The sequence below is a fragment of the Mammaliicoccus sp. L-M44 genome, assembly GCF_022386355.1.
GTDB lineage: Bacteria > Bacillota > Bacilli > Staphylococcales > Staphylococcaceae > Mammaliicoccus > Mammaliicoccus sciuri_A.
The window spans coordinates 1-18,342 of the sequence record NZ_JAJNIU010000026.1; the positions used below are offsets into that span (position 1 = coordinate 1).

The window sequence follows — 18,342 nt, forward strand, 5'->3', positions numbered from 1 at the left end:
ATAGTAGCAGAACAGTTAACAATGATAGAGTACATAGATCCTTTTACTGGGGAAGAAACTCGAAAGAAGAAAAAATAAAACAACCCTTTTAGGGCTGGTCAGTAATAGAGGCTTATAGCCGCAGAACAAACCACCCGTTAAACGGGTGGTTTTGATTTAATTTAAACTTTATGATTTTTGAGATATTTCTTGTATATATGCTAATGCTTGTCTTTTTTTCTCTTTGTTTAAACCACGTAATAATTGAATGGCATCATTTATAATTTGTGAATCTTCTTCATCTTCGTATGCCTCTGGTACGTTTACCCAACCCATAATATAAGCAGGTGTTGTAGACAATGCTATTGATAATTTTTCAACTACTGATGGTGTTAATTTAGATGTTTGTCCTGTTTCATATCTGGAAATGGTCGACTGATTAACGTTAATCAGTTTAGCTAATTTATACGTGCTAAATCCGAGTTCTTCTCTTCTTTGTTTAATTCGATATCCTGTTTGATTCAATACTTTCACCTCAATCACTTCAAATGATGATCTATTAAATCTATTATATCTGATTTAAGTTGTGATTTGTAATTTTCAGATACGAATGATACTTTTTGACCAATAAAAATTCATTTGCTATAATTCGAACTAATCGAATAAAAGCTTTCTAGGGTTCCGTAACTGAGCAGTTAGTCTGGACCGAGAGAAAGCCGCAAGTTGATACTTGTGACACGGAGGGATAAAAGCCTGGGAGACTTATTAAATAAGTTTCCCGGGTTTTTTAATTTAAGGAGGAAAATATAAATGAACTGGATAAAAATTATCATTGGCGCAATATTTGAAGTTGGTTGGGTAGTCGGATTAACACATGCAAATAATACATTTGAATGGATTCTGACAGTTATCGCGATTGTCGTAAGTTTCTATTTATTAATTAATGCATCTAAATATTTACCAGTAGGCACTTCGTATGCTGTATATGTTGGGTTAGGTGCAACCGGCGTAACCATTGTAGATTTTGCATTATTTGGTGAACCTGTTGTTATCGGAAAAGTTATTTTAATCGTGACGTTAATTATAGGTGTCATTGGCTTGAAACTTGTAACACGTGAAGAGGAGGGTGCATAACATGGCATGGATTGTATTGATTTTGGCAGGTTTATTTGAAATGTTAGGCGTATTGTTTATGAACATTTATGCAAAACTTAATAATATTCCATCGTTATTAGGACTAGGGTTATTCTTTGTATTAAGCTTTATTTGTTTATCCATCGCAATGAATACAATACCTATGAGCACGAGCTATGCAATATGGACTGGTATCGGTGCTGCCGGCGGTGCGTTGTTAGGTATTGTATTCTACGGGGAGTCTAAAGAATTTAAACGTATATTATTTATCGGCATTATTCTAGCAAGCACGATAGGTTTGAAGTTAATCAGTTAACTATTTAATAGCTTATAAATCATAATTGATTTCCATCCATTCATTGACTTCTTTGAAACCAAGCTTTTTGTATACTGGTTTACCTAAAGTAGAAGCGGCGAGGAAGATTTTTTTGATATTTCTTGATTCAACATCAAGAATGAGTTCAGTAATGATTTTTTTGGCGATGCCTTGTCCTCTAAAATCTGGGTGTGTATAAATATTAGTAACGTATGCTCTTTCACCTGAAGGGTTTGTGAACGATGGTGGAAATGGGTAATAGATAATCGCACCACTTGCGATAATTTTATCGTCAACAATGGCTAATAATTGATAAAGCGATTTGTTCATTAACATGTCCGTGAAAAATTGTTCTAGTTCAACATCTATATTAGGTGTTGGGTTAGAACCTTCATCAATTAATTGCGCTTTGCGTAATTCGACTAATTCACTTAAATCTGAAATGGTTGCTTGTCTAATAAACATATTTAGCCTCCTTAATATCTATATAAATGGGTATATATTATTATAGATGATTTTTTACAACAACTTAAATTAAAGTGGGGATAAAATGAAAAAAATATTAATGACAGGTGGAACAGGTCTAGTTGGATCAGCTTTAGTTGCACATTACTTAAATACAGATAGTGAAATTTATATATTAACAAGAAGTGATAGAACGTCAGATGAACCATTTATACATTATATTAATTGGTCTGAAGATGGTTGGGAAGAGTATTTACCTCAAATTGATATCGTGATTAACCTGGCTGGTGCTAGTCTCAACAACCGTTGGACACCAGAGCATAAAGAAGCCATTATGAAGAGTCGTATTGAATCGACTAAACGGCTATACGATTATTTTGAAAAGCAAAATTATGCACCAAAAGTATTATTTAATGCGAGTGCAGTTGGATACTACCCGCCGTCTAAAGTTGTTTCTTACGATGAGTATGATCAGTTTCTATCACATGACTTTCTATCGACTGTCGTAGAAAGATGGGAACAAACAGCATGGCTATTTGATAAATTAGGAACGAGAGTCGTTATAGGTCGATTTGGTGTTATATTATCCAGTGAGGGTGGTGCACTACCTACAATGGTTAAACCGTATCAATTCTTTGTTGGCGGTCCACTTGGTTCAGGTAAGCAATGGATGAGTTGGATTCATATTGATGATTTAGTAAAAGGTATCACTACGCTCATTCAAAATGAACAATTTAAAGGTGTTTATAACTTATGTAGTCCTCATCCAGTCCAACAAGATGAATTGGGCAAATCTATTGGGAAAGCGATTCATAGACCACATTTATTGCCAGTACCCAAATTTGCATTGCGCTTGTTATTAGGAGAGCAGTCTACCGTTATTCTAGATGTACAAAAAGTATTCCCTAAAAAGTTGCAAGAACAGAACTTTGAATTTGAGTATCCATATATAGATGATGCCATTAGTCATTTATTAAAATAAATATTAATTAAAGAAGTGGCTGGGACATAATGTAGTGTCTCAGTCATTTTTTTTTGACTTATATACAAAATAAATGTATGATAATGAATATTAATACGAATTATAGTATATTTATTATAAAGGTGGGTACTCAATGAATCAGTTTATCGCATTAACAGAAAAGTATAGCCCGAATAATTATAGTCCATTAGATATTGTTTTGACTGAAGGTAAAGGTGCACATGTTAAAGATTCAGATGGCAATACATATATTGATTGTGTTTCTGGATTTTCAGTTCTAAACCAAGGGCATGGTCATCCTAAAATTATTCAAGCATTTTTAGATCAAAGTCAAAAGATTACAATGACTTCTAGAGCTTTGTATAGTGATAATTTAGGTGCTTGGGAAGAGAAGATTTGTAAGTTAGCCAATAAAAATAAAGTTTTACCTATGAATACTGGAACTGAAGCGGTAGAGACTGCCATCAAAGTAGCAACGAAATGGGGTCAAGATATCAAAGGTATCAATGCGCTTGATGCTGAAATTATTGCGATGGAAGGTAATTTTCATGGTCGAACAATTGGTTCACTATCCTTATCATCAAACGATAGTTATAAAGAAGGCTTTGGTGTACTAGCAGGTAATATTAAATACAGTGAATTTGGCAATGCTGAAGAAATTGCTTCTCTTATCACACCCAATACAACAGCGATCATCTTAGAACCTATTCAAGGAGAAGGTGGCGTTCATATCCCACCTGAAAATTTCATTAAAGATGTTAAAGCTTTGTGTGAGCAACATCAGATTCTGTTGATTGCAGACGAAATTCAAGTAGGACTAGGTCGAACAGGTAAGATGTTTGCGATGGAATGGGAAGGCGTTGAACCTGATATTTATTTATTAGGAAAAGCTTTAGGCGGCGGTCTCTATCCTATTTCTGCGGTCGTAGCGAATGATGATGTCATGCAAGTATTAACGCCAGGTACACATGGTTCTACATTTGGCGGAAATCCTTTAGCATGTGCTGTTTCAATTGCAGCTTTGGATGTACTTATAGATGAGTCGCTTCCTGAACGTTCGCAACAACTTGGTGAAAAATTATTAAATGGTTTGAAAAAAATAGATAGTCCAATTATAAAAGAAGTGAGAGGACGTGGGTTGTTTATCGGTATTGAACTTAATGAGCAAGCACAATCAATCGTATCAAGTATTAATGAACAAGGTGTCTTATGTAAAGAAACACAAGGCAATATTATACGTTTAGCACCACCACTCGTTATTGAAGAACAAGACATTGATACTATTGTTAATGTCATTACACAAACAATAGAAGAAAAATCAAAACAATATCAATCATAGAATTTTTATAAATAGTGAGTAAGGCATAAATCGATGTCTTACTCACTTTTCTTTTATGTTAAAATTTCCTGGGTATATATTTATATACACTCATTTTCAATGAAGGGAAGGATAATATGAAAATAGCAATAGTAGGTTCAGGTAATGGTGCCGTAACCGCTGCTCTAGACATGATATCTAAAGGACATGAAGTAAAATTATATTGTCGTAATCAATCTATTCATAAATTTGATAAAGCTTTTGAACGAGGTGGCTTTGATTTTATAAATGAAGGTGACAAGACATTTGTTAAGTTTACGGACATAAGTGATGATATGTCGTATGTATTAAAAGATGCAGAAGTGATACAAATGATTATCCCTTCATCATTCATCGAACATTATGCGAAAACGATGGCACCTCTTATTAACAATGATCAATTGATCTTATTCAATATCGCAGCAGCTATGGGATCTATTAGGTTTATTAATGTGTTAGAGAAGCAACATATTGAAACAATGCCAAAGTTTGCTGAATTAAATACATTAACGTACGGGACACGTGTAGATTATGATAAAGCAGAAGTGAAATTATCTCTTAACGTTCAGAAAGTACACTTCTCAACATATGATAAAAGCTATTTAACAGAAAGCTTTAAAACGATTAAAGAACTATATCCTTATATCGTTAAAGAAGAAAGTCTTTGGAAGACAAACTTAGAAAACGGGAATCCAGAAGTGCATCCAGGTCCAACATTATTAAACGTAGGTAGAATAGACTATGCAGATGAATTTGCCTTATATAAAGAAGGTATTACACCTCATACTGTGAAGTTACTGCATGCAGTTGAATTGGAAAGATTATCACTAGGTAGAAAATTAGGTTTCGAACTTAATACAGCAAAAGGTGCACGAATAGAACGCGGTTACCTATCAAATGATGATGAAGACGAACCACTTAATAAATTATTCAATACAAGTCCAGTATTTTCACAAATCAACGGACCAAACGAAGTAGAAAATAGATACTTAACAGAAGATATCGCATATGGTTTAGTACTCTGGTCAAGCTTAGGAAAAGTAATCGGCGTACCAACACCAAACATAGATGCCATTATCGTAATCGCTTCAACAATATTAGAGCGAGATTTCTATACAGAAGGTTTAACAGTAGAATCATTAGGATTAGAGAAATTAGGATTGGATTAGAAAAACGCTTAGCTCATTCGCGAGCTAAGCGTTTTTTTCGATTTATTAAGCGACATTTTTAAATAATGATCTACTAATTATTGCGGCTATTACTGTTAATAAGAGAGTTAAGATACCGATACCTATCCATGCGTATTGTACGAATACGTATCCGCCTAATATTGTTAATAAACTTGATCCTACATAATAACCTAATAAATATAAAGTTGAGGCGTGTGATTTGCTTGATTCGGTTAATGTGGCGATATAACTGCTTTGAATGGAATGTGCGCCAAAGAATCCGAATGTCATTGCGGCGAGTCCTAATATATCAATTGGTAAGTATGTTATGAATGTAAGAATAATACCTACAATCATGATTGTTATGGCGATTGCATATGCTTTTTTTATACCATGTTTATAACTGAGTTTCCCAAAGTTAATGGAGCTATACGTACCTATTAAATATAAAATAAATATAAAGGCAATCGTAGACTCACTAAGTGAGAATGGTGGATGTTCGAAACGTACCGTTATATAACTGTATATTGTGACAAAGGTACCCATTAATAAGAATGCTAGTGTCATTGTTTTTAAAACGGCTGGGTTCTTTAATAGCTTTCCATATTTAATGAAATGTTGTTTCGGTGATACCCATTGTGGTGTTTGAACTGTTGAAGTTGGTAATAAAATAACCATTAATATTGCGAGTATTAAATTAAGGATACTGAGCGATGCGATCGCAACTTGCCAATTCGCGATATCTGTTAGAATACCAACAACTACACGACCAGACATACCTCCAAAGGTCGTTCCAGCTACATATAAACCCATTACTTTACTGACTCTATCTTTATGTACTTCATCAGCTATATATGCCATTGCGATAGAAGGCACACCACTTAAAGCTAATCCCATCAGACCACGAATGACGAGAAATATATGGAAGTTCGTTACGAAAACACTGATGATAGATAATACACTTACAAGTAATACAGAAATAGACATCATACGTTTCTTCTCAATATTGTTTAGCATTGGTACTAAAATTAAACCTATACCAAGCATAAAAGTAGAAACGGATAAAGTTAAACTGATATCAGATAGCGACACGTTAAAATATTGACTAAGCCCATTAAATATCGGTTGCGTGACATAAAGGCTAGAAAAAATGATGAATCCTGCTAATAATAATGAAATAGATCTCTTTTTCTGTTCACTTGTCATATTGTATCTCTCCCTACAACAATAATCATAACGCTAAAAAAATCATTTTTCGAAAAATATGCATATATTATTCAATTGTAATTGTGATATATTATAATAATCTGAATTTTTAAGTAAGGGGTGGGAATATGAGATACGAAATAGCTTTAGAGAAAATTGTACCGGCTTTGAAAAAGGTAAATGGAGTTTTATCAATATTTTTAAAGGGGTCTATTGCTAGAGGGGAAAATGATGCATATTCTGATTTAGATATTTATGTCATGTTAGAATGCGATGTACAAGTTGAAGAAGTATATGACAGTATTGTAGATGCACTTGAGCAATATCAAACACTGCTATTTAAAGAATTAGTGGAAATTATTTGTCCTCAAATTGTTGGTATATTTGAAGATATGTTACATATAGATTGTTATATTGTTCATGAACATGATTATCCTCAAACAGATGATATAAAAGTGATGTATGACCCTAACGGTAAATTGAAGGAATATGATAAAAAAGATTTAAGTATAACTGAAGAAGTATTTATAGATTCAGCATTAGATAGTTGTTGGTTTATCTTTCAATATGATCACATAGTTGGAAGAGGGCAATATTTATGGACGACTCAAATGATTGATAATGCACTTAATCATGCAATTAAAGTGTTGTTATATAAATATTATCCTGAGAAAGCAGTTCTAGGTAAAAAAGCTGCTCATCATCTGCCTGCTGATATTTATTCAAAGTTAAATCATATAAATGATTGTAATAATTCTATAAAGCATAGAGAAGCGGTTGCTCAATATATGAATTTTTACCAAGACTATATTAAAGACATGGTTGAGGAATATTGGGTTGAAGGATTCGAAAAAATATACGACTATTTATATAAAAAATATGCATAGCTAGACACCAGTCATAGTGACGTCACTATGACTGGTGTCTATATATTTACATGTGAGTATAATTTTTGAAAAGATGATTCTGATGCGCGTATAATGTAGTTAAATTAATGGGAGGTACGATTATGATAGAAATTTTAGGGCACCACCATATTTCGATGCTTACGAAAGATGCTAAGTTGAATAAAGATTTTTATGTGGAAAAATTAGGGCTACGTTTATATTTAAAAACAGTGAATCAAGATGACCCTTCTATGTATCATTTGTTCTATGGTGATGAGGTTGGTTCGCCTGGTACTTCTTTAACATTTTTCGAACTTAAACCGATGGGACAAACTTATAAAGGTACGAACTCTATTTCAAGAATAGGCTTGTTAGTACCAAGTGAAGAAAGCTTAAATTATTGGAAAGATCGTTTTGAAAAGCTTGATGTTGATCATGACGCTATTGGTATTTATAACGGTATGACAGCTTTACATTTTAGAGATCACGAAGGATTGGAAATGGTGTTATTACCTAATGGTGAACGTAAAGTTCCGCAAAGTTGGCGTCATAACAGGTACACAGATGTACCAGAAGAACATCAAATTATGGGTATGGGTCCTGTAGAATTTAAAATTGATGATGTTTCAGAAATGAAAAATTTCCTGGAAAATGATTTGCATTTTGAGTTAGTAGATTCTGAAAGTGAGCTATTATATACGATTGATTTTGAAGGATTGTATAGCGATATTATATTGAAAGAAGTAGAAGGTGAAAGAGAAAGACCTGGTAAAGGAAGTATTCACCATCTTGCATTATCTGTAGCAGACGAAGAAGAATTAAATAAAGTGAAAGAATTATTAGACGAAAAAGGCGTTGTACATTCTGGAATAGTGGATAGAGATTTCTTTAAAAGCTTATATTATAGACATTCACATATATTAATCGAATTTGCGACACAAGGACCAGGTATGCCATATGATGATGTGTCACAACTTGGACAACAGCTAGACTTACCAGGCTTTTTAGAATCAAGAAGAGCAGAAATTGAAAGTAATTTAGAACCTATTTAATAGTAGAATGTCGGGTTCTAACGTTCAAGAGTGAAAAACAAGATCGTTAGCGGGCAAAAAAATTAAAAAAATGAGAGAAAACCAGGCGCTAACGTTCAAGACTGCAAGACAAGATCGTTAGAAATTCTAACGCTCAAGAAACGCAAACAAGATCGTTAGCGGTTCATATATACAAACAAAAGCACCTTTTGACCGAGTCAAAAGGTGCTTTTTTCTATATTTTATGTTGTTGTTTCTTTATTAATCTCACTGTGATAAATGAGGTGATTGGAATGGCGATACTTACAGCGATGCCACCTAATAATATGGTTATGATTTCAGCTGCAAATATTTTAGCATTGATTATTTCGCCAAAGGTGTAATTTAATTTACCAAACCAGAAAAATAACGTGATTTGTCCGCCTATATAGGCGAAATAAATTGTATTGGTTGTTGTTGATAGGATGTCTCTTCCTATTGTTAAGCCAGACTTGAATAGTTGTTGTAATGATATTTTTGGATGTGCTTCATATAGTTCGTACATTGGAGAACTAATGGATATTGTTAAATCTATCACTGCTGCGATTACAGCTAATACAACTGTAAATACCATAAGTTCAGCATAGTTTATACCTACATTCATTGAAAATATATACGTTTCATCTTGTTCTTCTTCAGTGAAACCTTGCAACATTGAAATGTCTACAATGAAATATATTAATCCTATTAAGATAAGCGTAGATATAATGGTCGCGAAAAAGGCAGCAACTGTCTTAGTATTATATGCATTAATATAGAACAAGTTAATGCATGTAATAATTAAACAGAAGATGATTAATACGATGAATATAGGCGCTTTATAAATGATGAGTAATAGCGCAATAAACAACGTCAGCAAGTTTAAAAATAAAGTTACGAACGATCTAAATCCTTTCTTTCCACCAACGATGATCATAAGAACGAGTAATATACTGGCTAAAATAAATGTCGTCATTATTTAGCCTCCTCTCGTTGCATGAACATCATTGCAACAAATATTGTGATAGGTATCGTAATCACAATACCAATGCCACCCATGAGTGCTCTTGTAATTTCTAATGACCAATTCATGGATAAGGTATACGTGATTGTATTGCTATTTTTAAAGTAAAGAATAATCATCGGAATGCTACCAGATAAATAAGCGAAGAATAAGATATTCGTCATTGTACCCATAATATCTTTACCAATGTTTGTGCCAGATTGACGCAATTGTTTCAATGAAATTTCGGGATGTTGTGCTTTAATCTCATATAAGGAACTTGTTAACGTAATGGCAACATCCATAACCGCGCCGAGCGAGCCTATTAGCACAGACGCAAGGAATATTTGTGTCGGTTGAATCGTTAAGAAACTCATCGTTTCATATTTAACACCGTCACCATTCGTAAACATCATGACAAGTTGAGCGATACCAATACTTAAAAATGTACCGAATAAAGTTGAAATTATCGCAACAAAAGTTCTCCGCTTAAAGCCACTAACGAGCAATAAGGATACGATTGTTGAGAATATAACTGTTGCCGTCATTAATATAAAGAAGTGATGATTATTATGTTTCATGAAATAATCAATCATCAATAGTAGAACTGTGACATTAATAATGAGTGAAATAATGGAATATAGTCCTGATTTTCTACCGACGATAAGTAAAGTTAATAAGAATAAACCAGTCATTAATGTGACAGCGCCATCTCGTTTTAAGCCTTTTATAATAGCAGTGTCTTCTTTACCTTTATAGGATAAGAGGACTTGGTCGTTTACATGGTATTTCTCAGAATCCGTTAAAGAGTCCGTGTATTTATGAGGAACCGTAATGCGGTCTCCTTTATGCTGGCCATTCTGAATCTCTAAATGGATTTGTTCTTTATGTAACGTATCTTTATTTTTATTTTGGTCAATCGTTGTTTGTGAAGATTGATGTGTAATATCCCTAATTTGACCAATTGGTGTTTTGTAATATTGCGCATTATGCTGGGTGAATATATAGGCTATTATAACGCATACAATAAATATGAGTATCGCAACATTAAATGGTTTCGTTAATTGTTGTTTGATTTTGTCATTCATGTTTTGCCACCATCATTTTTCTTTGATTTGAACATACTATAGTATACGTACATAAGAGGTGTACTTCAATTATTTCCATGTTTCAGCACAAGGTAGTGAATCGCGTTTTCTAGCTTTTGAGACATACGGATGTCCTGTTACTGTGAAACGTAAAGGTTTGTCAGTCCAAATACCCTTATTTGGGACGCCGATTCTTGCTGAACGTTCGATTTGTTTAGGGTATCTTCTATTTGTTGTATCAATTTTTAAGCAATTGTCATTGAGTTTAGTGCCGTCTAATGCTTTAGATATTTGCATCGCTTGCGTGAATTTGCCAGGTCCATTAGTTAATTCTATACCTGTTTTGCCGTTACGGTTCAGTGCCATTTGTTCAATGCCATGTTCAGGTTCTATCGCTCTAATTAAGACACCTTGAGGTTCACCTTCAACTTGTGTAACAAAGTTAATCAGTAGTTGTTTGTGCATAGAGTGTGCATAAATCGTTCCACCTTCACAATACAAAGATTTCACGCTTTTAGTATTTCTGCCATTGAACGAATGGGCTGCTTGATCGTGTTTACCAACATAAGCTTCCGTTTCAACGATATAACCTGTATATACGATATCGTCTGTTTCGTGAATGATTTTGACACCAAGTAAGTCGGCAGCAATTTCTTCAGTCGTTCTATTGATAAAATCCATTTTGAAAATATCCTCCTTAATGATACGTTGCTTGTCTTTGTAATAAAGAACGTGTATGTTCAATAAAAGTCTTCAATTTACTGTTTTGATTATTGTCTTGATAAACAATGTTAATCGTTCTTTTAAGTTCGGTATGTGTTAACGGGATTTTTGTGAGTTGTTCATTTTCAATGCCATTACTTAAATAATCAGGTACGATGAGTACGCCTTTTTCAGAAAGTAATGTTTGTCGTAATAATGCAAAATTTGAAATCGGGTAAGTCTTCTGTGATGCATGTTTACGTATTAATTGTGATATTTGATCAGGTAATGTGTTGAAATGGTAAATGTATTGCTGGCTCAATTGTGATAAAGGCGGTTTAGGGTTCATTGATAAATCGTTGTTATTATGAACGTATAAATTATATGTTTCTTCGAATAGTGTATGTTTAATAGTGTGTTTATTGTTTGTAAGTTTCGGTGTAAGTTCGCATAACGCGACATCTATTTGGTGAGATAATAAACCTTCTTCGATTTCTAGTGGTGTCATCATCATAGGTCTAACTTCTATTTTGAAATCTCGCTCGTAAGTCTTAATAATAGCCGGTAATGCTTGTGATACATAACTTTCTGTATAAGCGAGTTTAATAGAACGTCTATCTGAATGTTCTTGGTGTATAAAAAAATCTTTCGTTTCTTCTATTAAGTTTAAAATTCTATTTGTCTGTGTAAGTAAGAGTTCGCCACTGTCCGTTAATTTTACATTTCTGCCTTCTCTTAAAAATAATGTCGTGTTTAATTCTTTTTCTAAATTTGCGATTTGTCTACTGACCGCAGATTGGGCAATCTCTAGCTCGAGCGCAGCCTCTGAAATATGCTCTCTTAAAGCAACTTCTCTAAAATAAATTAATTGTTTTATCTCCATATTCAACACCTCATTATTTATATTATCTAATTTTTAGATATATTTCATCTATTTTATATATTGTTAAGATAAGTCTTTGTAAAGTATGATATAGACTATCAATTATTGAAGATTCTGAAATTTATTGTTGAGGTGATGTCGTATGTCATTTAAGAAAGATAGAAGACAACTTGGCCTATATGATTCGATGGACGAGCATGATGCTTGCGGGATTGGCTTTTACGCCAATATGGACAACAAAAGGTCACATGAAATTGTACTAAAATCAATTGAAATGCTTTGTAGGTTAGACCATAGAGGTGGAGTTGGAGCTGACGGAATTACTGGTGATGGCGCTGGTATTATGACAGAAGTCCCTCACCTCTATTTTAAACAAAAATTAAAATTAAATTTACCTGAAGAAGAACATTACGCAGTAGGTATGTTTTTCACTGATGAAAAAATAGCTGGCAGTGAACATGAAAAGAGGTTTAATGCGTACTTTGAAGAAGAAGGATTAAAAGTTATTGGATACAGAGATGTTCCATTAGATACATCAGTATTGGCAGAACATGTTGAAGCGACAATGCCTTGTATTCAACAAGTGTTTGTTGAAAATCATTCAAGTGAACACTTTGATCGTTCGTTATTCATTGCGCGTAAACAAATTGAAAGATATGGCGATGAACAAGATTTAGATTTATACTTTGCAAGTTTATCTAGAAGAACAATCGTATATAAAGGTTGGTTGCGTTCAGACCAAATTAAAGGTTTATATATTGATTTGTTAGATGAAGATTATGTTTCTAAATTTGGTTCTGTACATTCGAGATTTAGTACGAATACATTTCCAAGTTGGAAAAGAGCGCATCCGAATAGATTATTAATGCATAATGGTGAAATTAACACGATTAAAGGTAATGTTAACTGGATGCGTGCAAGACAAGACAGATTAATTGAAACAATCTTTGGTGATGTGAAAGATAAGATTGGAACAGTGTTAGATGAATCAGGAAGTGACTCATCAATCGTTGATAATGCACTAGAGTTCTTAAGTTTAAGCATTCCTCCAGAACAAGCAGCAATGTTATTGATACCTGAACCGTGGTTATATAACGAAACACAAGATCCTAAAATTAGAGCATTCTATGAATATTACAGTTATTTAATGGAACCTTGGGACGGTCCGACAATGATTAGTTTCTGTGATGGAGATAAACTTGGTGCATTAACAGACCGTAATGGTTTAAGACCTGGTCGTTACACAATTACAGATTCAAATGAAATTATATTTTCTTCAGAAGTAGGCGTTATTGACGTTGAAGAAGAACATGTTGTTTATAAAGGGCAACTCAACCCAGGTAAACTTTTATTAGTGGATTTTAAAGAGAATAAAGTTATAGAAAATGATGAATTAAAACAACGTATCGCAAGTGAATATCCATATGATGAGTGGGTAAGCCATAAAGCGTTAAACGTAAATGATACAGTGGCGACACCTTCACATGTTGAAGAAGAGAAATTATTCCAATTACAACGTCGTTTCGGATATACAAAAGAAGAAATCAATAAATATATGTCAGAACTCGTGAGTGAGAAGAAAGATCCAATTGGTGCGATGGGCTTTGATACGCCAGTTGCCGTGTTAAGTACGAGACCAGAATCGTTGTTTAATTACTTTAAACAACATTTTGCTCAAGTAACAAACCCACCAATTGACTCATATAGAGAGAAAATTGTTACAAGTGAATTGGTTTACTTAGGTAAAGAAGGTAACTTGCTACAACCGCATCAAGATAACACGAGAAGAATTCAATTAAATCACCCGGTATTATCGAAAGCGCAACTTGAACAAATTCAAGATAGTGAATTTAATGTTGCGGTGATTCCGACGACTTACACAGGTTCACTTAAAGAAGCTCTAGATGACTTAGGGCAAACAGTTTCAAAAGCCGTTAAAAATGGTGCTGAGATTATTGTCTTAGAAGATGAGTCTGTTGAAGATTTAGAAGCGGCGTTTGCAATGCCGATATTATTAGCGGTTAGTCACATTCATCAACATTTGATTAGAACGGGTCAACGTTTAGATACAAGTATTGTGGCGTATTCTGGTGAGTGTCGTGAAGTACATCATTTAGCTACATTAATAGGATATGGTGCCAATGCTGTTGTGCCGTACTTAGCACATTATACGATTGAAGACTTAACTGCTGCGGGACGTCTTGAAGGTACAGTTGAACAGAATATTGATACGTTTAGTCAAACGTTATCAGCTGGTGTGATTAAAGTAATGGCTAAAATGGGTATTTCAACTGTTCAAAGTTATCAAGGTGCACAAATATTTGAAGCAATTGGGTTAGGTAAAGATGTTATCGATCAATACTTTACAGGTACACCGTCTAAACTTTCTGGTATATCAATTGATACGATTGATAAAGAGAATAAAGCGAGACAATCTGAACAGATTAAATATTTAAATTCAGGTAGTACTTTCCAATGGCGTCAACAAGGTGAATATCATGCATTCAACCCTAAAACAATTCATTTATTACAGCATGCATGTAGAGATAATAATTTTGAAATGTTTAAAGAGTATTCTGAAGCTGCAGATAGTGAACGTATGAGTCACTTAAGAAACTTACTTGATTTTAAATCAGATCGCACTATTGATTTAAAAGATGTAGAATCTGCTGACCAAATTGTGAAACGCTTTAAGACAGGTGCAATGAGTTTCGGTTCTATTTCTCAAGAAGCGCATCAAACCTTAGCAGAAGCGATGAATAGAATTGGTGGACGTAGTAATAGCGGTGAAGGTGGAGAAAATCCAGAACGCTTTATTATTAAACCGGATGGCACAAATTATATGAGTGCTATTAAGCAAGTGGCATCAGGTAGATTTGGTGTAACGAGCGATTACTTACAACATGCTAAAGAAATTCAAATTAAAGTCGCACAAGGTGCTAAACCTGGTGAAGGTGGACAATTACCTGGTACAAAAGTTTATCCGTGGGTAGCTGAAGTGCGTGGTTCAACACCAGGTGTAGGATTAATTTCACCACCACCTCACCATGATATATATTCTATTGAGGACTTAGCACAACTGATTCACGACTTAAAGAATGCAAATAGAAAAGCAGACATTAGTGTTAAGCTCGTTTCTAAATCTGGCGTAGGTACAATTGCAGCAGGTGTTGCAAAAGCTTTTGCCGATAAAATTGTCATCAGTGGATATGATGGTGGTACAGGTGCATCACCTAAGACGAGTATTCAACATGCTGGGTTACCTTGGGAGATTGGTTTATCTGAAACACATCAGACACTTATGTTAAACGGTCTTCGTTCACGTGTAACGTTAGAAACTGACGGTAAATTAATGACTGGTCGTGATGTTGCACTCGCTTGTGCGTTAGGTGCAGAAGAGTTTGCATTTGCGACAGCACCATTAGTCGTGCTTGGCTGTATTATGATGAGAGTATGTCATAAAGATACATGTCCAGTTGGTATTGCGACTCAAAATGGTGACTTAAGAAAATTATATACAGGTAAAGCAGATCACATCGTAAACTTCATGTATTTTATTGCCGAGGAAATAAGAGAAATTCTAGCTTCATTAGGCTTAAAAACAATGGACGAACTTGTAGGTAGAACGGACTTGTTATCAGTATCAAATAGATATTACTCTCATCCTAAAGCGAGAGAACTTGATTTAGAGGCACTTTTATTTGTAAATGAAGGTGAAAGATACCGCTCTATGAATCAAAATCATCACCTTGATGTCGGCTTCGACTTAACAAAATTATATGAAGATGCAAAAGCATCAATCGATCATGGTGAGAAATTTGTTGGTAGTTATAACGTTCGAAATACTGAAAGAGATGTTGGTGTTATTACAGGTAGTTATATTACAGAAGTGCACGGTGAACCTGGTTTACCAGAAGATACAATAAGTGTTAAGACATTTAAACATGCTGGACAAAGTTATGGTGCATTCACGCCTAAAGGTATGACGTTACATCATACTGGTGATGCTAACGATTACTTTGGTAAAGGCTTATCCGGAGGTAAATTGATCTTAAATGCACCTAACGAAGATAGAGAAGACAATATCATCGTCGGTAACGTTTGTTTCTACGGTGCGACAAGCGGAACATCTTATATTAACGGTAGAGCTGGTGAACGTTTCTGTGTAAGAAATAGTGGCGTTAACGTCGTTGTTGAAGGTGTCGGCGACCACGGATTAGAATACATGACTGGTGGACGTGTCGTCATCTTAGGTGATGTAGGACGTAACTTCGGTCAAGGTATGAGTGGTGGTGTATGTTACGCATTGCCAACAGATGTTGAAGCATTCAAAAAAGATAATGAACTTGACACTTTAGAGTTTGAAACATTAAAAGATCCAGATGAAATTGCGAATTTAAGACATATGTTAGAAGAACATGTTCGATATACAAATAGTAAAAAAGCACAATCAGTGCTAGCATCATTTGACACAATTGTAGACAAAGTGATTAAAGTGATTCCGAAAGACTACAAACTTATGATGCAGAAGATTTCACTACACAAATTAGAAAACGAAGAAGATGCACTGTTAAATGCATTCTTTGATGATCGAAAATCTATTGGTGATGAAGAAGAACTGGCTTCGGTATATTAAGAAGGAGGGCATATTATGGGTGAATTTAAAGGTTTTATGAAGTATCCTAAGCAACAACTTGATGAGTTGCCGTTAAAAGATAGAATTAAAGGATATGACGCATTCCAACAACGTTTTACTAAAGAAGACGCAGCTACACAAGGTGCGCGTTGTATGGATTGTGGAACACCATTTTGTCAAACAGGCTCATCATTCGGTAGAGATACAATAGGTTGTCCAATAGGTAACTATATACCAGAGTGGAACGACTTAGTGTATCGCAAAGATTATGAAGAAGCATATGCAAGGTTATCAGAAACAAATAACTTTCCTGAATTTACAGGTCGTGTATGTCCTGCACCATGTGAATCTTCATGTGTCTTAGCGATTAATAATGATTCAGTCGCTATCAAAGGGATAGAACGTACAATAATAGATGAAGCGTATGATATGGGACTTGTGAAACCTAAGTTTCCTGAGCATCGCTTAGAAGAAAAAGTGGCCATTATCGGTAGTGGTCCAGCAGGCTTAACAGCTGCAGAAGAATTAAATTTACTTGGTTATAATGTGACTGTATATGAGCGTAACCATCGTCCAGGTGGTTTGCTTATGTATGGCATACCAAGTATGAAATTAGATAAAGAAGTTATCGAACGCCGTGTGAAATTAATGGAAGAAGCGGGTATCGTCTTTAAAACAGATGTTAATGTGGGGAAAGACATCACGAAAGAGGAACTAGATGAACAGTATGATGCAATTATTGTTTGTACAGGCTCACAAAAAGGACGAGACCTACCATTAGAAGGACGTATGAGCTTCGGTATACATTTTGCGATGGAATATTTAACAGAGCAAACACAATTACAAATGGGAGAAATTGACGAACCAACTATAACAGCAAAAGGTAAAAATGTGATTGTAATCGGTGCGGGTGATACAGGTGCTGACTGCGTAGCAACAGCATTAAGAGATGACTGTAAATCAGTCGTTCAATTTAATAAATATGTAAGACTAACAGATAAAATGGAACAAAATACAGCATGGCCATTACCAATGCCAATTTTCAAGTTAGACTATGCGCATAAAGAATATCGTGAAAAATTCGGATTCGAACCAAGAGCATATGGTATTCAAACAATGCGTTACGATGTTGATGAAAATGGTAATATTCGCGGTCTATATACACAAGTGTTAGAAGAAACTGAAGATGGAATGGTAATTGTCGAAGGTACAGAACGTCATTGGCCAGCAGATTTAGTCCTATTATCAATCGGTTTTGAAGGTACAGAACATTTAGTACCACATTCATTCAACTTAAAGACAGAACGAAATAAAATCGTAGCAAATGAAAAAGACTTCAGAACAAATCAAGATAAAGTATTTGTAGCTGGAGATGCAAGAAAAGGTCAAAGTTTAGTCGTTTGGGCAATAAAAGAAGGTCGTGCAGTTGCAAAAGCTGTAGATGAATCCTTAAAGAAAAAAATTACAATTTAAATTTTGTGATTTT

16 protein-coding genes and 1 riboswitch are annotated in these 18,342 nt (G+C 34.4%); of the genes, 9 read left to right on the plus strand and 7 right to left on the minus strand.

All coding sequences use genetic code 11. The annotated features are described in order from the left end of the window. Positions 1-168: 168 nt before the first annotated feature. Entirely contained in the window at positions 169-504 is a 336-nt protein-coding gene (locus LQ611_RS12040) for a helix-turn-helix domain-containing protein (protein ID WP_025906138.1), read from the minus strand. A 137-nt stretch (positions 505-641) separates the two neighbouring features. Next, positions 642-741, plus strand: a riboswitch (guanidine-I (ykkC/yxkD leader). A gap of 48 nt (positions 742-789) precedes the next feature. Here LQ611_RS12040 and LQ611_RS12045 point away from each other — a divergent pair. Next, positions 790-1,113: a DMT family transporter gene (locus LQ611_RS12045; protein WP_025906137.1), complete on the plus strand. Its 324-nt coding sequence runs from the start codon at positions 790-792 to the stop codon at positions 1,111-1,113. A 1-nt stretch (position 1,114) separates the two neighbouring features. Next, the gene (locus LQ611_RS12050) at positions 1,115-1,429 is read left to right on the plus strand and encodes a DMT family transporter (protein ID WP_204175395.1); all 315 of its coding nucleotides are present in this window, start codon (positions 1,115-1,117) and stop codon (positions 1,427-1,429) included. 12 nt (positions 1,430-1,441) lie between these two features. On the opposite strand, the gene LQ611_RS12055 is transcribed toward LQ611_RS12050, so the two are convergent. After that, positions 1,442-1,894 carry a GNAT family N-acetyltransferase gene (locus LQ611_RS12055; RefSeq protein ID WP_103361469.1) on the minus strand — a complete coding sequence of 151 codons (453 nt, stop codon included), beginning with the start codon at positions 1,892-1,894 and terminating at the stop codon, positions 1,442-1,444. Positions 1,895-1,979: 85 nt separating this feature from the next. On the opposite strand from LQ611_RS12055, the gene LQ611_RS12060 reads away from it, so the two are divergent. The 3 genes from LQ611_RS12060 (at position 1,980) to LQ611_RS12070 (ending at position 5,402) form a co-directional block, all read left to right on the plus strand. Further along, positions 1,980-2,876, plus strand: coding sequence for a TIGR01777 family oxidoreductase (locus LQ611_RS12060; RefSeq protein ID WP_103361470.1), 897 nt, complete (start codon positions 1,980-1,982; stop codon positions 2,874-2,876). A gap of 133 nt (positions 2,877-3,009) precedes the next feature. After that, the gene (gene rocD / locus LQ611_RS12065) at positions 3,010-4,215 is read left to right on the plus strand and encodes an ornithine--oxo-acid transaminase (RefSeq protein WP_107565125.1); all 1,206 of its coding nucleotides are present in this window, start codon (positions 3,010-3,012) and stop codon (positions 4,213-4,215) included. A gap of 116 nt (positions 4,216-4,331) precedes the next feature. Then, complete coding sequence (locus LQ611_RS12070) at positions 4,332-5,402, plus strand: NAD/NADP octopine/nopaline dehydrogenase family protein (protein ID WP_204167815.1); 1,071 nt, start codon at positions 4,332-4,334, stop codon at positions 5,400-5,402. A 45-nt stretch (positions 5,403-5,447) separates the two neighbouring features. Here the strand turns inward: LQ611_RS12070 and LQ611_RS12075 are convergent, their stop codons facing one another. Further along, complete coding sequence (locus LQ611_RS12075) at positions 5,448-6,608, minus strand: MFS transporter (protein ID WP_239709591.1); 1,161 nt, start codon at positions 6,606-6,608, stop codon at positions 5,448-5,450. Positions 6,609-6,736: 128 nt separating this feature from the next. Between LQ611_RS12075 and LQ611_RS12080 the strand changes: the two genes are divergently transcribed. Then, positions 6,737-7,495 (plus strand): nucleotidyltransferase domain-containing protein, encoded by a 759-nt coding sequence (locus LQ611_RS12080; protein WP_025906123.1) that lies wholly within the window; start codon positions 6,737-6,739, stop codon positions 7,493-7,495. A 122-nt stretch (positions 7,496-7,617) separates the two neighbouring features. Further along, positions 7,618-8,547 (plus strand): VOC family protein, encoded by a 930-nt coding sequence (locus LQ611_RS12085; RefSeq protein ID WP_025906121.1) that lies wholly within the window; start codon positions 7,618-7,620, stop codon positions 8,545-8,547. Between the two features lie 214 nt (positions 8,548-8,761). Here LQ611_RS12085 and LQ611_RS12090 read toward each other — a convergent pair whose 3' ends face one another. The 4 genes from LQ611_RS12090 to gltC all read right to left on the minus strand — a co-directional run bounded on the left by LQ611_RS12090 (position 8,762) and on the right by gltC (position 12,220). Then, complete coding sequence (locus LQ611_RS12090; RefSeq protein ID WP_037560229.1) at positions 8,762-9,520, minus strand: YibE/F family protein; 759 nt, start codon at positions 9,518-9,520, stop codon at positions 8,762-8,764. Continuing rightward, a complete protein-coding gene (locus tag LQ611_RS12095; protein WP_239709593.1) occupies positions 9,520-10,635 on the minus strand; it encodes a YibE/F family protein in 1,116 nt (371 codons plus the stop codon). Before LQ611_RS12095 ends, LQ611_RS12090 begins: the two co-directional genes overlap by 1 nt. A gap of 69 nt (positions 10,636-10,704) precedes the next feature. Further along, a complete protein-coding gene (locus LQ611_RS12100; protein WP_204172315.1) occupies positions 10,705-11,316 on the minus strand; it encodes a DNA-3-methyladenine glycosylase in 612 nt (203 codons plus the stop codon). A gap of 16 nt (positions 11,317-11,332) precedes the next feature. Next, complete coding sequence (gene gltC / locus LQ611_RS12105; protein ID WP_025906116.1) at positions 11,333-12,220, minus strand: glutamate biosynthesis transcriptional regulator GltC; 888 nt, start codon at positions 12,218-12,220, stop codon at positions 11,333-11,335. Positions 12,221-12,362: 142 nt separating this feature from the next. Here gltC and gltB point away from each other — a divergent pair, with 142 nt between their 5' ends. Next, positions 12,363-16,856: a glutamate synthase large subunit gene (gene gltB, locus LQ611_RS12110; protein WP_239709595.1), complete on the plus strand. Its 4,494-nt coding sequence runs from the start codon at positions 12,363-12,365 to the stop codon at positions 16,854-16,856. 15 nt (positions 16,857-16,871) lie between these two features. Then, positions 16,872-18,329: a glutamate synthase subunit beta gene (locus tag LQ611_RS12115; protein ID WP_025906111.1), complete on the plus strand. Its 1,458-nt coding sequence runs from the start codon at positions 16,872-16,874 to the stop codon at positions 18,327-18,329. Positions 18,330-18,342: the final 13 nt, after the last annotated feature.